This window comes from Candidatus Krumholzibacteriia bacterium (genome assembly GCA_030748535.1).
GTDB lineage: Bacteria > Krumholzibacteriota > Krumholzibacteriia > JACNKJ01 > JACNKJ01 > JASMLU01.
In genome coordinates this window covers 724,947-740,131 of sequence record JASMLU010000001.1, presented here as the reverse complement: position 1 = coordinate 740,131, position 15,185 = coordinate 724,947, and the positions used below count along the sequence as shown (strand labels likewise).

Annotated in this window: 17 protein-coding genes; 11 read left to right on the top strand and 6 right to left on the bottom strand. The window is 57.1% G+C overall.

The annotated features are described in order from the left end of the window. Nucleotides 1–21: 21 nt before the first annotated feature. The gene (locus QGH30_03460; GenBank protein ID MDP7021392.1) at nt 22–651 is read right to left on the bottom strand and encodes an alpha/beta hydrolase; all 630 of its coding nucleotides are present in this window, start codon (nt 649–651) and stop codon (nt 22–24) included. A gap of 195 nt (nt 652–846) precedes the next feature. Between QGH30_03460 and QGH30_03455 the strand changes: the two genes are divergently transcribed. Genes QGH30_03455 through QGH30_03405 form a run of 11 tightly spaced genes read left to right on the top strand, consistent with a single transcriptional unit; the run spans nt 847 to nt 11,003 of the window. Then, nucleotides 847–1,278 carry an NADH-quinone oxidoreductase subunit A gene (locus QGH30_03455; GenBank protein ID MDP7021391.1) on the top strand — a complete coding sequence of 144 codons (432 nt, stop codon included), beginning with the start codon at nt 847–849 and terminating at the stop codon, nt 1,276–1,278. A gap of 15 nt (nt 1,279–1,293) precedes the next feature. After that, nucleotides 1,294–1,812, top strand: coding sequence for an NADH-quinone oxidoreductase subunit B family protein (locus QGH30_03450; protein MDP7021390.1), 519 nt, complete (start codon nt 1,294–1,296; stop codon nt 1,810–1,812). Then, nucleotides 1,796–2,293: an NADH-quinone oxidoreductase subunit C gene (locus QGH30_03445; protein ID MDP7021389.1), complete on the top strand. Its 498-nt coding sequence runs from the start codon at nt 1,796–1,798 to the stop codon at nt 2,291–2,293. The genes QGH30_03450 and QGH30_03445 overlap by 17 nt, the downstream gene beginning before the upstream one ends. Beyond that, nucleotides 2,281–3,402 (top strand): NADH-quinone oxidoreductase subunit D, encoded by a 1,122-nt coding sequence (locus QGH30_03440; protein MDP7021388.1) that lies wholly within the window; start codon nt 2,281–2,283, stop codon nt 3,400–3,402. Before QGH30_03445 ends, QGH30_03440 begins: the two co-directional genes overlap by 13 nt. Before the next feature lie 8 nt (nt 3,403–3,410). After that, entirely contained in the window at nt 3,411–4,505 is a 1,095-nt protein-coding gene (gene nuoH / locus QGH30_03435; GenBank protein MDP7021387.1) for an NADH-quinone oxidoreductase subunit NuoH, read from the top strand. A 1-nt stretch (nt 4,506) separates the two neighbouring features. Then, a complete protein-coding gene (locus tag QGH30_03430; GenBank protein ID MDP7021386.1) occupies nt 4,507–5,001 on the top strand; it encodes an NADH-quinone oxidoreductase subunit I in 495 nt (164 codons plus the stop codon). Further along, nucleotides 4,998–5,522, top strand: coding sequence for an NADH-quinone oxidoreductase subunit J (locus QGH30_03425; GenBank protein MDP7021385.1), 525 nt, complete (start codon nt 4,998–5,000; stop codon nt 5,520–5,522). The genes QGH30_03430 and QGH30_03425 overlap by 4 nt, the downstream gene beginning before the upstream one ends. Then, a complete protein-coding gene (gene nuoK / locus QGH30_03420; GenBank protein MDP7021384.1) occupies nt 5,519–5,824 on the top strand; it encodes an NADH-quinone oxidoreductase subunit NuoK in 306 nt (101 codons plus the stop codon). The genes QGH30_03425 and nuoK overlap by 4 nt, the downstream gene beginning before the upstream one ends. 12 nt (nt 5,825–5,836) lie before the next feature. After that, nucleotides 5,837–8,017, top strand: a complete 2,181-nt coding sequence (nuoL, locus tag QGH30_03415; protein ID MDP7021383.1) for an NADH-quinone oxidoreductase subunit L — start codon at nt 5,837–5,839, stop codon at nt 8,015–8,017. 36 nt (nt 8,018–8,053) lie between these two features. Next, entirely contained in the window at nt 8,054–9,559 is a 1,506-nt protein-coding gene (locus tag QGH30_03410; GenBank protein MDP7021382.1) for an NADH-quinone oxidoreductase subunit M, read from the top strand. A gap of 10 nt (nt 9,560–9,569) precedes the next feature. After that, the gene (locus QGH30_03405; protein ID MDP7021381.1) at nt 9,570–11,003 is read left to right on the top strand and encodes an NADH-quinone oxidoreductase subunit N; all 1,434 of its coding nucleotides are present in this window, start codon (nt 9,570–9,572) and stop codon (nt 11,001–11,003) included. Here QGH30_03405 and QGH30_03400 read toward each other — a convergent pair. The 5 genes from QGH30_03400 to QGH30_03380 are packed head-to-tail and all read right to left on the bottom strand — an operon-like array spanning nt 11,000 to nt 15,183. Continuing rightward, nucleotides 11,000–12,640, bottom strand: a complete 1,641-nt coding sequence (locus tag QGH30_03400; protein ID MDP7021380.1) for a UDP binding domain-containing protein — start codon at nt 12,638–12,640, stop codon at nt 11,000–11,002. The genes QGH30_03405 and QGH30_03400 overlap by 4 nt on opposite strands. A gap of 10 nt (nt 12,641–12,650) precedes the next feature. Beyond that, complete coding sequence (locus QGH30_03395) at nt 12,651–12,815, bottom strand: hypothetical protein (protein ID MDP7021379.1); 165 nt, start codon at nt 12,813–12,815, stop codon at nt 12,651–12,653. Nucleotides 12,816–12,830: 15 nt separating this feature from the next. Then, complete coding sequence (locus QGH30_03390) at nt 12,831–13,598, bottom strand: hypothetical protein (protein MDP7021378.1); 768 nt, start codon at nt 13,596–13,598, stop codon at nt 12,831–12,833. Between the two features lie 15 nt (nt 13,599–13,613). Then, complete coding sequence (locus QGH30_03385; GenBank protein MDP7021377.1) at nt 13,614–14,459, bottom strand: hypothetical protein; 846 nt, start codon at nt 14,457–14,459, stop codon at nt 13,614–13,616. A 7-nt stretch (nt 14,460–14,466) separates the two neighbouring features. Further along, a complete protein-coding gene (locus QGH30_03380; protein MDP7021376.1) occupies nt 14,467–15,183 on the bottom strand; it encodes a hypothetical protein in 717 nt (238 codons plus the stop codon). Between the last annotated feature and the right edge of the window lie 2 nt (nt 15,184–15,185).

Sequence of the window (15,185 nt, the reverse complement as noted above, 5' to 3'; positions counted from 1 at the left end):
GAAGTGGCTTGAGCTGGGCAACTAGCCCTTCAGCAGGAATCCCAGACTTTCGAATAATCGTGCCTCCAGTTTCTCTTCCTTGCCGGAGAAAAAGTGGTCGGCATCCCCGATCCAGTGCAGCTCCTTGGGCTCAGGGAGCTTTGCATACTCCTCCCGAAGAAGTTCCGGGTCGCAGAATTCATCCCGGTCTCCGTGGACGAAGAGGCGCGGTTTCCTGCAATCCTGAAGATAGTCGGTGGGGCCCCAGCCGACAGGAGTGCCCAGAGAGAGTATTCCCCGGACGCGCTCATCTTCCACTCCGATCTTCAGGGCCAGCCAGGCTCCGAAACTGAAGCCGGCCAGGATGAGCGGGAGATCGGGGCACTTTTCTCCCAGATAATCGAGAGCCAGAGCCACATCCCTGCTTTCCCCGATCCCGTCTGCGTACTCTCCTTCGCTGAGCCCCACGCCCCGAAAGTTCAGGCGAAGCGTAGCCAGACCATGGGATCGCAGTGCATTGCGACAGGCCACCACTACCTTGTTGTGAAGTGAGCCCCCGTAAAGGGGATGAGGGTGGAGGACCAGGGCGGCCGCAGAAGCTGACTCTTCACCGCTCCAGTAGGTCTCCAGACGCCCTGCTTCACCATCGAGAAAGAGATGTTTTTCGCCCATTTTGCTCCCTGATACCAGACAAGAAGTCGACTTTTCCCGGCCCGTCAAGTGCCTCTCCGGAAAGCGCTTTCCGGGAAAACGCTCCTTACCCCAAGCCTTGTGAAAAGACTTGCACAGTCACCCATCCTTGACTAGCCTGTCCTGAATGTTTGGAGGAACTCTTCCTCAATTCCGACAGAAACACGGGAGAGGGCGATGCTCACGCAGTATGCCAGCGTTTTGGTCTTCATTCTCTTTTCCTTCCTGTTCGTGTTCGGCATTTTGATTCTGTCGAAGGTGCTGGCACCGGCCCGCGGCAAGAGCGCGGCAAAACTCCAAACCTATGAGTGTGGCGAGCCTCCGGTAGGGCAGTCCTGGCTCCAGTTCAACCACCGCTTCTACCTGATCGCCATCGCCTTTCTCATCTTTGATGTGGAAGTCGCTTTCATGTTTCCTGTGGCCCGGGTGCTGAAGAGCTACATCTCCTGGGGGCAGGGATGGTTCGCACTGGCGGAGATTCTCGTCTTCGTCTTCATCCTTTTCCTCGGACTCATCTACATATGGCGGAAGGGCGATCTGGACTGGGTGAAAGATCTCCAGCTCGCTCGGGATGAAACGATTTTCCTGCGTTCAAAACCGGAAGAATAATCCAGGAGCTGATTCATGACCGAGAGAGAAATCCCCACCCTGGTCGACACTTTGCCCGATGCGGCGATCTTTACTTCCGTGGACAAGGTCATGAACCTGGCACGAGGTAATTCGGTCTGGTATCTGCTGAGCGCCCTTGCCTGCTGCGGCATCGAGATGATGCAGGCCGGCGGGCCGCGCACGGACATGGATCGCATGGGCTCCGTATTCAGGGCCACACCCCGGCAGAGCGATCTTCTGATCGTCGCCGGCACCCTGACTTACAAAATGGCTGAGCGCCTGGTTCTTTTATATGAGCAGATGGCAGAGCCACGCTATGTGATCTCCATGGGCAGTTGCGCAAACTGCGGCGGGCTCTTCAATACGGGCTACTCCGTGGTCAAGGGAGTGGATGCCATTCTGCCGGTCGATGTCTACATCCCCGGCTGTCCGCCGCGCCCGGAGGCACTCTACGATGGCATTGTCCAGTTGCAGAAGATCATCAAGTCCGAGCCTTACCTCGTGAAGAAGGAGGCCCATGCAAATCGTGTTTGATCGCCTGAAAGACAGCTTTGGCGATGATGGCTTCCAGGTCCTTGAGGCAATCCAGCCGACCCTCCTTTTGCCGAAGGAGAAGTTCCTGGAAATCGCCCGCTTCCTTCGTGACGACGAGAATCTTCGTTTCGAGACCCTTGTCAGTCAGACCGCCAGCGACTGGCCTGAAGAGGAGAAGCTTCGGGCCACCTGCCATCTCTATTCCTACAAGCTTGCGGGAATCCTGGTTCTTCACTGCGACCTTCCGCGGGAGGAGCCGGTGATCGACAGTCTGGTGGAAGTCTGGCCCGGCGCCGAATGGCTGGAGCGCGAGGTATGGGACCTGTTTGGAATTCGCTTCGAGGGCCATCCGGATCTGCGACGCATCATGCTTCCGGAGGACTGGGAGGGGCATCCCCTTCGCAAGGATTTTGAGGAAAAGGAATCCTACAAAGGCATCCCGACCCAGAGGGAAAGGGAGTGGCTGTCATGGCAGAAGTGACGACCGACCTGATGACCCTGAACATGGGGCCACAGCATCCCAGCACGCACGGGGTGATCCGCTTCGTCCTTCAGACAGACGGAGAGGTGATCCATCGTTGTGTTCCCGATGTGGGCTACCTGCACCGGAGCATCGAGAAGATCGCAGAGAGTCTGGAGTATTACCAGTTCATGCCCTTCACCGACCGGGTGGACTATGTGGCTTCGATCAATTCGAATCTGGGCTGGGCCGTGGCGGTAGAAAGACTGGGCGAACTGGAAGTTCCCGAGCGTGGCGAACTGCTTCGCATCATCAGTGCAGAGCTGGTCAGAATCGGCAGTCACCTGGTGGCCGTGGGAACCAATGGCATGGATGTCGGTGCCGTAACTCCCTTCCTGCACGGTCTGCGGGAGCGGGAAATCACGAATGATCTCATTGAAGAACTCTGTGGCGCCCGGCTGACCCACAACTACATCCGCATCGGGGGGGTCGCCTTTGATGCTCCGAAGGGCTGGACGGACAAGCTTCTCGCATTCCTCGATAACTTCGAGCCGGCTCTCGACGAGTTTGATCGCCTTCTGAGCTTCAACAAGATCTTCCGCGAGCGACTTGCCAATGTTGCTGTAGTAACTCCCGAAGATGCAAAAGCCTTCGGGCTGGTCGGCCCGAACCTTCGGGGGAGCGGCATTTGCTGGGATACTCGCAAGGATGATCCCTACGGTCTTTACCCGGAGATGGATTTTGAAGTGCCTGTGGGCGAGGGTCTCATGGGAACGCTGGGCGACTGCTGGGATCGCTATTGGGTCCGCATTCTGGAGATGCGCCAGAGTGTCCGCCTTATTCGACAGGCTGTCGATCGACTGCCCGCTTCCGGCGAAGAGTACTGGATTCAGAAGAAGGTACTCAAGCTTCCCGCAGGCGAAATCTATGCGCGAACCGAAAGCGCTCGAGGAGAGATGGGCTACTACCTGATCTCCGATGGCGGCAAGATCCCCAAGAGGGTGAAAATCCGGACGGGGAGTTTTTCCGCCATGAGTATCATTGAGAAACTGGCAAAGGGTGTGATGATCGCCGACCTGGTCGCCATCATCGCGAGCCTTGATGTCGTCGCACCCGAGATCGATCGCTAGGGGGGAAAGTGGATCTCAGTACCTTGATCGCAGGACAACCGGTCTTTCTGCAGTTTCTCTTCATGCTGCTCTTTGCCCTTGTGCTGATTCTCTGTTTTGCGGCACCCGTGGCGGGGCTGCTGACCTATGCAGAGAGGCGCGTTGCCGGCAAGATCCAGAATCGTTTCGGGCCGAACCGGGTGGGGCCGCAGGGCATTCTTCAGTTTGTGGCCGATGGAGTGAAGCTCATCCTGAAAGAGGACACCATTCCCGGTGCTGCCGACCGCCCGCTCTTCCGAATGGCGCCCTATCTGGTTGCTACGGGAACCTTCCTGACTCTCGCCGTCATCCCTTTCGGGCAGCGACTTGTCGTCAGTGACCTGAACATCGGGGTGGTCTACCTGGCCGCCGTCACCACACTGGTCGTGGTTGGCATCCTGATGAGTGGCTGGGCGAGCAACAACAAGTGGAGCCTGCTCGGAGGAATTCGAAGCGCGGCACAGGTCGTGAGCTACGAAATCCCTACGGGATTGAGCCTTCTCACCATCGTGCTTCTGGCGGGCAGCCTCAGTGTCTCGGAAATCGTGAGGAGCCAGGCCGGGGGCCTCGGGATCTTTCGCTGGTACCTGTTCCACAATCCTTTCAGCTTCATGAGCTTCTTTGTTTTCTTTCTGAGTGCCCTTGCAGAGAACAACCGTATTCCCTTCGACATCCCCGAGGCCGAAAGCGAACTGGTCAGCGGATACAACACGGAATACTCGGGGATTCGTTTCGGGATGTTCTTTGTCGCTGAGTTTGCCACGGTCTGGATTGTTGCCGGAATCACGACGGCACTCTTTCTCGGAGGATGGAACTTCCCCGGCGTGCCGGTGGATCCCTCCAGCTTTGCCGGCGCTGCTTTCGGCACCCTTGTCTTTCTGTTCAAGAGCTTTGCCCTGGTACTCCTGATCCTTCAGTTGCGCTGGACCCTTCCGAGAGTTCGAGTGGATCAGTTGATGGCGATCTGCTGGAAGTACCTGGTGCCCATTGCCTTCTTCAATCTCGTGATGACTGCGATCTGGCTGGTTCTTTTTCGTGGAAAAGGAATCTATGACCTGATCGTCGGCCTGTTCGGAGGTGCCTGAGATGTCAGCGCTTGCTCGCTACTTTTCCAACATCAGGGATTCCGTCTCGACCACAGTTGAAGGACTAAAGGTCACGACCCGACACCTCTGGACGGTGAAGCCCACGACGGTTCTCTATCCCGAGGTGGATGTGGAAGCCAGTCTTCCCGAGCGTTACCGCGGCTTTCTCGTCAATGAGGTCGAGATCTGCACGGGATGTCAACTCTGTGCCCGGGCCTGTCCGATTGATGTCATTTACATCGAACTGGAGAAGAACGAGGAAACAAAGGAGCGTTTCCTGACCCGCTACGATATTGATCTGGGCAGGTGCATGTACTGCGGTCTCTGTGTGGAACCCTGCCCGACGGGGTCGATTCACTTCACCCCGCAGTTCGAAGGTGCCAGGCACAACCTGGGAGACCTGTACCGACGCTTCATCGACGAGCCGCTCCCCGTGTACAAGAATCCGAAAAAGCCCAAGCCTGTGGCAGAAGAGTCGAAGGGAGAGGAATCATGAGTGTCTTCACTCTGGTCTTTTATATCCTCGCGCTCATCACCCTGCTCTCGGCATGGGTAGTGGCCACGAGCCGCAATATCGTTCATTCCGGTTTTGCCCTGATCTTCGCCTTTCTCGGAGTGGCCGGTCTCTACATTCAACTTTCCATGGACTATCTGGCGGCCATGCAGGTTCTGGTCTATGCCGGCGGCATTACGGTGCTCATCCTTTTTGCCGTCATGCTGACCCGCGGGATCGAGGAGCCGGAAAAGAGCAGCCCGGTGATGAATCGCCCGGCTTCGGCTTTGGCGGCCACCGGCGTTCTGGCACTGGTTCTTTTCCTCATCTTTAATTCGGACTGGAACTTGCGCGCTCCGCAGGTTCTCGCGCCAGGGGAAGGCATCTCGGCCCTTCTGGGTTATGAGCTTCTCGGCAAGTATCTCCTGCCTTTTGAAATCGCGTCCGTGCTTCTGCTGGCCGCGCTGATTGGAGCCGTGATGATCGCAAGACGGGAAATCCGGGACGAGGAGGAAGCCTCATGATTGGACTGACTCACTTTCTCGTCGTTTCTGCCGGGCTTTTCGCCCTGGGAATCTATACCGTGATGAGCCGTCGCAATGCGATCGCGATTCTCATGGGAGTGGAACTGATCCTGAATTCCGCCGCACTGAACTTCGCCGCCTTCAACCGTTTTACGGACGGGGGAATCGAAGGCGGCATGTTCTCGATATTCGTCATCGTGATTGCGGCTGCGGAAGCCGCTGTTGCCATGGCCATTGTCTTGGCAATTTACCAGAATCTCCGGAGCATCGGCGCCGACGAGATGGATAGCCTGCAGAGATAGGGGAGAGCCTGCATGGAACATAGCTGGATCGGCTGGATCATATTCCTGCCTCTTCTGGGATTCGTCTTCAACATCTTCCTCGGGAAGAAGGTGTCGAACACCCTTTCCCACCTGGTGGGCGTAGGAGCTGTTTTCGGGAGCTTTCTGCTTTCGCTGACGGCCTTTCGACTTCTGCGAATGCCTGGTTCCGAAGACTCTCTCACCCAGGAACTCTGGACCTGGATCCGTGTGGGCAGCGGCACCCTTCCCACTCTGGATCTCTCGGTGGCCCTGACGGTCGACCATCTCAGTGCCGTGATGCTGCTGGTTGTTACCGGTGTCGGAACCCTGATTCATGTCTATTCGATCGGCTATATGAAAGGGGACCCGGGCTACGGACGCTTCTTTTCCTACCTGAATCTTTTCAGCTTCTCCATGCTTCTGCTGGTTCTCGCAGACAACATGCTTCTGATGTTCGTCGGTTGGGAAGGAGTGGGACTCTGTAGTTATCTGCTCATCGGATTCTGGTTCAAGCACCTTCCCAATACGACGGCCGGCAACAAGGCCTTCATTGTGAACCGGATCGGTGACTTTGCCTTTGTCATCGGCTTGATGTTGCTCTTCTGGGGACTGCATCGCGCAGGTCATGCGAGCCTTCGCTTCAGTGACATCAATCTCTATGCAAGCTCTCTGGCGGGTGACCGGGTTCTCGGTCTTCCCCTGCTGGATGCCATCGGCATCTTCTTCTTCATCGGTGCAACAGGAAAGAGTGCGCAGATTCCGCTCTTTGTCTGGTTGCCCGATGCCATGGCCGGTCCGACTCCGGTGAGTGCCCTGATTCACGCAGCCACGATGGTAACGGCAGGCGTTTACATGATTGGACGCCTGAACGGACTTTACTCCCTTGCTCCCATCGCCCTTGCGACGGTGGCGACGGTGGGCGCCCTGACCGCAGTCTTCAGCGCAAGCATCGGACTGGTTCAAAACGACATCAAGAAGGTGCTCGCCTACTCCACTGTCAGCCAACTCGGCTACATGATGCTGGCCATGGGAGTGGCCGCCTACAGCGCGGGGATTTTCCATCTGGTGACCCATGCCTTCTTCAAGGCCTGTCTCTTTCTCGGTTCGGGAAGCGTGATTCTCGCCATGCACCATGAGCAGGACATTCGCAAGATGGGTGGACTGGCAAAGAAGATGCCCTGGACCTATGGCACCTTCCTGGTCTCGACGATTGCCATTGCGGGCATTCCTCCATTCTCCGGTTTCTTCAGCAAGGATGAAATCCTCTGGAAGACCTGGGAAAGCGGCCACCACTTTCTCTGGTTCCTTGGAATGCTGGGCGCACTGATGACTGCCTTCTACATGTTCCGTCTTGTGGCCCTGACCTTCTTCGGGGAAAACCGTGCGGACGAGCACACTCGCGAACACCTCAAGGAACAGCCCGCTGTGGTGGTGGGTCCTTTGGTGGTTCTCGCCTTCCTCGCCGCAATCGCAGGTTTCTGGGGCGTGCCCCATGCGCTTGGCGGCTCGAACCAGTTCCAGCAGTGGCTCGAGCCCGTGATGAGCAGCCCTCATGCAAGCTGGCAGGCGCCTTCCCTGACACCTCCTGCGCTGGCTTCTGAAACCGAACATGTGCAGCTGCATCGCCATGAAGAGGATGAGTCTCCCGCCGAAGTGCATGAAGAATCTTACGGCCACGAGGAACACAGTGAGGAATCTCACGGCGAACACCATGCGGTCGATCCGATGGAATATGTGCTGATGGCAATTTCCGTTCTGCTCGCGGCACTGAGCGGGGGAGCGGCTCTCTGGATTTATACGAAGCGTCCGGACCTGCCTGGCAAATGGGCGGAGAAATACTCGAAGCTCTACCAGCTTCTTCTGGGCAAGTACTTCATCGACGAGATCTACGATGCGGCCATCGTGAAAAACCTCTTCCGGCTGATGTACCGACTGGCCCGCTTCGATCTCCTGGTCATTGACGGGATCGTCAACGGTGCGGCGCATGTGACGCGCTGGACGGCGATTTTCAGCGGATGGTTTGATAACACCTTTGTGGATGGCATGGTCAATGGAACGGCCTCCACTGCGCGCTGGGCAGGCAGTCATTTGAGAAAACTGCAGACCGGGCGCATCCAGTCTTATGTCTACGCCGTGGCTACGGGGGTCGTGATCCTTGCAGTTCTCGGCCTGATCGTTGGTTTTCCGAGGTAGTGAAGAGGGGCTCGTCCCCGGGAGGTATGCGAGATAATGCCAGGACACGTACTCAGCTGGATCACTTTCTTCCCCCTGATCGGTGCGGCAGTTCTCCTGCTGATTCCCTCAGGGAAGGATCGCTGGATCAAGGGAGTCGCCACTGCGGCCACCCTGCTTCCACTCTGGTGGGCGGTGAAACTCTTCCAGCGTTTTGATCGGGTCTTTGACGGGAAACATCTGGAGCAGTTCCAGTTTACCGAGGGACCCTATCTCTGGATCAAGAGCTTCAACATCAGCTACTTCATGGGAGTCGACGGAATCAGCATTTCCATGGTTCTGCTGACCACTCTCGTGGGGGCCGTTGCGGTGGTTGCGAGCTTTGGCATCCAGAAACAGCTCAAAGCTTACTTCGCGCTTTTCCTTTTGCTGGAAACGGGCATGCTCGGGGTCTTTTGCTCCCTGGACTTCTTCCTCTTCTATGTCTTCTGGGAAGTGATGCTTCTGCCGATGTACTTCCTCATTGGCATCTGGGGCGGACCGAGGAAGATTTATGCGGCGATCAAGTTCTTCCTCTACACGCTCTTTGGGAGCGTCTTCATGTTGCTGGCCATGCTCTTCCTCTACTACCAGGCGGGCAAGACCTTCAACATGGTAGAAATCATGCAAGCGAGTAAGGGGCTGGCCATCGGAGTCCAGACCCTGCTCTGGTTCGCGCTCTACATCGGATTTGCGATCAAGGTTCCGGCCTTCCCCTTCCACACCTGGCTTCCCGACGCGCATGTGGAAGCGCCGACGGCCATTTCCGTGATCCTTGCCGGTGTTCTGCTGAAGATGGGAACCTACGGTCTTCTCAGAATCAACTTCACGATGTTGCCGGAGGCGACCTACAAGTTCGCCTGGTTCCTCGCACTCATCGGAACGATCAACATCATCTATGGTGCGCTCTGTGCCATGGCGCAGAAGGACCTGAAGAAGCTGGTCGCCTACTCTTCCATCAGCCACATGGGCTTTGTGATGCTGGGTATGGCTTCGCTTACTCCGCAGGGAATCAACGGAGCCGTCCTGCAGATGTTCAACCACGGCACGATTACCTCGATGCTCTTCCTTCTGGTTGGCGTGGTCTATGACCGTGCCCACCATCGTGAAATCGAGGGCTTCGGCGGGCTGGCCAACCGGGTTCCGGCCTTTACCGGCTTCACGGCCCTGGCCTTCTTTGCCAGCCTGGGGCTTCCGGGACTGAGCGGCTTTATCGGAGAGATTCTCTGCTTCATGGGAGGATTCAAGACCTTCCCCATCTACACCGCGATCAGTGTTTCGGGTGTGGTGCTCGGAGCGGCCTACCTGCTCTGGACTTTCCAGCGGGTCTTCCTGGGTGAACTGAACACGAAGTATGAAACTCTGACGGATATGAATGTTCGCGAATGGGTGACTCTGGTTCCCCTGGCAGTGATCGTGATTGTGCTGGGCGTCTGGCCCATGCCGCTTCTGGACCTGATCCAGGACACGCTGAACTTCCTGGTGACTCATGTGACCCCTGCGACAGCAATCGCCGGATTCTAGGGAGGATGCCTTGGCACTGGAAAACCTGAGCAGTCTTCGCCATTTCGGTCCCGAGCTTTGGCTCACGGCCTCCATTCTTGCCGCTTTTGTCGGGAGCATGGTGCGCCGTCTGACCTGGCTCTGGATTCCCTTCCTGGCTTTGGCCCTCTACTCCGCCTTTACGGGGCTTTCTTCGGAAGCGACCTATCTCTTCAAGGGAATGTTGGCTCTGGACGGAATGACGGGGATCTTTCGCCTCTTCTTTCTTCTGGTGGCCTTGCTGACCTTCATCTTGGCCGCAAAGAGCCGGGAACTTGCAGCAGTCGCTCGCCCGGAGTTCCGCGGACTTCTGCTATCTGTGGTTCTGGGCATGATGCTCATGGCCTCGGCCACGAATCTCCTGATGGCCTATCTTGCCATGGAAATGGTCTCCATCCTTTCCTACGCTCTGGCTGCAAGCCTGAAGGGGAATCGCCGCAGCCATGAGGCGGGGCTGAAGTATGTCATCTTCGGGGGAGTGGCCTCCGGGGTGATGCTCTTCGGATTATCAATTCTCTACGGACTGACCGGGAGTCTGGATTTCGCCGCCATCGGACATGCCCTTGCGGGTGGGGGAGCGAACCCCTTGCCTCTCTTCTTTGCGATGGTACTTATCCTTGCGGGCCTTGGGTTCAAGATCGCCGCGGTTCCCTTCCACATGTGGTGTCCCGATGTTTACGAGGGAGCACCGATTTCGGTGACGGCATTTCTTTCCGTGGGACCGAAGGCTGCCGGCTTTGCGCTCTTGCTGCGTCTTTTCGGGGGAGCGATCTTTGATGGAGGCGTTTCTCCGATCTGGCCCGGCCTGATTGCCCTGCTATCGGTGGCCACGATGACACTCGGCAACTTGAGCGCCCTTTGGCAGAACAATCTCAAGCGACTGATGGCCTACAGCTCCATCGCACACGCAGGCTACCTTCTGATGGGAGTTGTTCTCCTCAATACCCAGGCCATGACGGCCATCGTGTTTTATCTCTTCGCCTATCTCCTGATGAACTTCGGCGCCTTCCTGGTGATTGCCGCCATCGCGAATGAAAACGGGAGCGAGGAGATTGATGGAGTGCGGGGATTGTGGAAGCGTCATCCCTTCCTTGCGGTCAGCATGGCGATTTTCCTTTTCAGCCTGACCGGACTTCCGCCCACCTTCGGCTTTGTCGGGAAGCTCTATCTCTTCGCGGCCCTGATTGAAAGCGGATGGTTCTGGCTGGCTGTCGTCGGGCTTCTCAACTCGGTGATTTCTCTTGCCTACTATGTGAGGATCGCCAAGGCCATGCTCATCGACGAGGGTGAAGAGGAAGTTGCAAAGGAGAAGCTGCCCCTGCTGACCGGGATCAGCCTCGGAGTACTGGCCGCACTGACCCTGATTCTGGGGGTCTACTGGGAGCCGCTCCGGGTCTTTGCCGAGAAGACCTTTGTGATTCTCTAGGCCCGGGTTTCATCCTTCAGGCGCGCAATGTGCCCCTTGCCCATGCCCCGCACGGTGCAACCGAGACGCAGGTATGCGCGGATCGCATCATCGTCGAGCATGTTGAAGGCATCGACCATGAGCGGGGGGCTTCCCACCCGATCCACGAGCCAGGAAGCTTCGATGGCATGATACTCTTCATGCCTTGCCGCAAGAATGACCACATCCACCCCTTCGAGAGCGGAAGCAAGATCCTTGGAAACTCTCAAGTCCACGAGCTTTTCCTGATTCCTGAAAAAGCGTCCCCAGCTTTGCCCGGGGGAGGGATAGCTGTCCTGCTTTTCGAATTCCCACCAGTGGTCTACATAGGGGTCGTGGACGCCGACTTCTGCTCCCATTTCCGTGAGCTTGCGAACGACCAGTTCGCTGCCGCTGTAGCGGGTGTCGCCCACATCCTCGCGATAGGAGGCTCCGAGGACGAGAACCCTGGCCGAGTCCATGGCTTTTCCGTGTTCCCCGAGCCCGTCTTCCACGAGATCTGCGACATGCAGGGCGCGGGTGTCATTGATGTCGATGGCTTCGGGAGTGATCCGAAAAATGTCGTCATCAAAGCCGAGAATGTTCTGGTAGGCCCACATGCCCAGCCCTCCATCCTTGGGCAGGCAGTAACCGCCAATGCCCGGGCCGGGAAAGAGCATGTTGCTGTGAGTGGGACGCACCTTGATCGCCTCGATGACCTTGGCAAGATCCACTCCATTGCGTTCTGCAAAGAGACTCCACTCGTCCATGAAGGCCAGAATCGTAGCTCGGTAGCTGTTCTCCACGATCTTGCAGGTTTCACTTTCGATGGGGCGATCCAGTACGGTGAGAGGATAGTCTTCGGTGTTGAGAACCTCTCGCAGGAACTTCTCAACGCGGCGACGGCTTTCCGCATTTACGCCACTGCATACCCGCCAGAAGTCCCGGATGGAGCGAACATACTCCCTGCCCGGCATCACGCGCTCATAGGAGTGGGCCAAGAGAGGCTCCGACTCGATTCCACGCTTTCGAAAATCCTCTTGTAAGAGCGGAAGCGCAACGAGTTCCGTGGTTCCCGGGGCGACGGTGGTTTCGATCAGCACCAGACATTCGGCCGGGATGTTCTCACCGATGGTTCCCATACTGGCTTCCAGAGCTTCCATCGCAACGCGTCCCGTGCGAAGATTCCCCAGGTCGGCCTTGAGATAGTCACACTGGACATCGACGACCACGACATCGGCCAGGGAGAGAACCCGGGCATCGTAGGTGGCCGAGAGAGTTTTCTTTTCCCTGACACAGCGGTGGATCAGGGGCTCCACTTCCGGATCCTCACTGGTGACCGGCGCGACCCCGCGATTGAGCATGGGGATCTTCCAGAAGCTGCGTTCGCTGGGCCTTTGCATGCCAATGACATACTTGGCGGGGTTCCCTTCGGCGTCGCTGGAATCTGCCACCACTCCGGCCATGACAGCTCCTACGAAGCCGACTCCCATGACCACGACAATCTCCTTGCCCTCTTCCCGTTTGGCGGCGGCAAGAGACTGGAGTCGCTTCCATTCTTCTTCGTAATCGGCCGGCATCGGCAGGGGAAAACTCTCCCCTTCCGGGTTTACGGAAACCCTGACTTCCTCACTCATCATTCCCTCCCGCTTAGTCCTCGATGGCGACGATATGCTGCGGATTGATTTGCACCCGGTCGCTGAGTTCCTGTTCCACGACGATCCAGCCGTCTTCCTGAATCTCGACGATCTTGCCCTTGTAAAGGCGATCGGCACTCGTGATGATCTTGACGGACATTCCCACTTCAAGTCTCATTAGACACCTTCCGGATTAGTTCACCAAATGCAACCAGTCTCCGAGCAGGAACTGAAACCTGCCGAGAAGAAGACTGATCCTGGCCATGACCGTGTAGCCGAAGGATGCGCCGAAGGAGACCATGAGAAAGTAGACTCCGATTCGACTCATTCCTCCAAAGACGCCTTTGTGTTCGCGTGAGAAGTAGAAATAGATCAGCCCCGTGAACACGCCGACCATCAGGAGCAGGTAGTTTGCCCAGGAGACGAAACTCGTCAGCTCTGTGCTCGGAACGATCGTACTGTGAATCTGCGCCATGGCATTCGACTGCAGAAAGACATAAAGGCGAAGCCCCGCTGCCATTCCCATGACAAAGGCCAGCGGCCAGCGGCTGAGGTAGCTGACCTTGGGGATCAGGCGCGTGAAAAAGAGGATCCCGAGAACCAGGGGCACATAATAGAAGGCGTTGGTCACATTGACCAGCTCTGCCTGCTCAATGAGTTCGGGTGTCAGGGTTCCGTCAACCAGGGCACTTCCCGGGTACTCCACACCGCCGGAGATCACCCGGTCGATCCAGACATAGCTGGTCTCCAGGTTGTTCCGCAAAAAGCTCTCCGGCCACCAGAGGTTGCCGAAGAGGTTCGGGTGGATCTGCACCCAGTAGGCCACCACCATCCAGTAGGCCGCCGAGACTCCTGTGAAGAGATGTTCGGCAAACTTGTAAAAGGGGTTGTCCTTGTACAGAAAGCTGAAGATCGCCAGGGTCAAAAAGGCGGCGAACCAGATTCCAATGCTTTCAGCCATTCGAGTCTCCTGCGACTAGCGCTGTCTGCGTCGTTCGAGGAAGAAGGCAAGATTGCCAATGACGATAAAGAGAACCATGACGATGTGGGCCACGCTCTGGGCTGCCATGCCCCGGTTCCCGCTTCCCAGCTCTTCCATGTGGCCTTTCTCCATGAGAAGCCGTTCAAACTCGGCGGCTCCGGAGAGACCCCCCAGAATCCCCTTGCACTGCCCGGACTGGATGAAGGGCACCACTTCCGTTACCTGCACGGCAGTGCAGCCCGTACTCATGGGCTTGTCCAGGGGGTCGGCCGCGTACTGAACCCATTCAATGGTTCCCGGGTAGCCGGCGGAAAAGGAGAAGATGAAGTCGATGTTCGCGAGATTCTCGATGCCCTTCATAATCGGGTAGCTCGAAAGAGAGCCGCCACGGGTGTCCACGGGATAGGTGGTCGAGAAGCTCTCGACGATGGACTTGATCACGACCTCGTTTCCGGCCTTGTATCCGAGGTTGATGTAGTCGACACCGTATTCCTTCCCGTAGGCCTGATCGCAGACCTCGTCAAGGATGGCGCGACTCATGAAAAGACCGTCAGGCCAGAGACAGGTGACAATGACCTTGTGGTTTTTCTGCATCATGTAGTGAAGCAGGGCGCGGCTCATGGGATGAACCTCGGGCATGGTGCTCGGTCCGTACTCGAAAGAGCAGAGGATGATACTCCCATCGGGTAGTTCCTCCAGCGCCTCGTAGACCGTTTCCACATGAGGAGAAATGCGAATCGGCATGGAGAAGGGAAAGAGCAGGGGGATGGCCACACTCAGGGCGATGACCAGGAAGATCCACCGTCGATCCAGTTGACTGACATTCTTCAGCAAGCTCATGCGGCTCCTACTCTTCACCGAGGAAGGATTTTTCGATTCCCAGAATCAGTCTCAGGCTTGTCGACACGATGCCAAGGGCGATGCCGATGGCGATGGCCCTCTGTCCGGCTGCGTTTGGGTAGCTGTAGATCCAGTCGCTGACATTCTCCAGTCGTAGTGTGCTGAAGAAGCCGGCTTCCGGCAGCCAGGCCGTGATCTGCTGTCCCAGGGGAACCCGCCCGAGCATGAGGATTATGCCGGCCGCCAGAAGGACCGTGGCCTCCACATTGCGCGCGCGGAAAGCCCGATAGCTGGCGCTGGCAACATAGAAGGCCAGAAGCGCGTACATGGTCGCGCTCAGGGGCGTAAAGATGTTCCAGTAGATCCAGAAGAGATGACTCTTCGGGTTACTGATATGTGCGCCACCGAGGAAACTGTGCATGTCGGCAGGAAGTCCCCCGAAGTAACTGCGGTAGTTCAGTCCCACGAAGGCGGTGATCGCAAACCCCAGAATGGTCACCACGCTGTACTGCCAGTTCTTCTTGCGGCGCAGGATCTTCAGCCCCTGTAGCTTCAGCAGGTTCGCGCCGCCGAGAATGATGGCAAAGGATGCGATAATGTCGAAGAACTGGCTGAAGTCCTTGCCGAGCCTGCCGATAGGATCGTGCGGGACAAACCAGCTGATCAGGGTCAGGCTTCCCACGAAGACAAGAATGAAGAGCGGAATCCATCGTTTCAGCAACATCG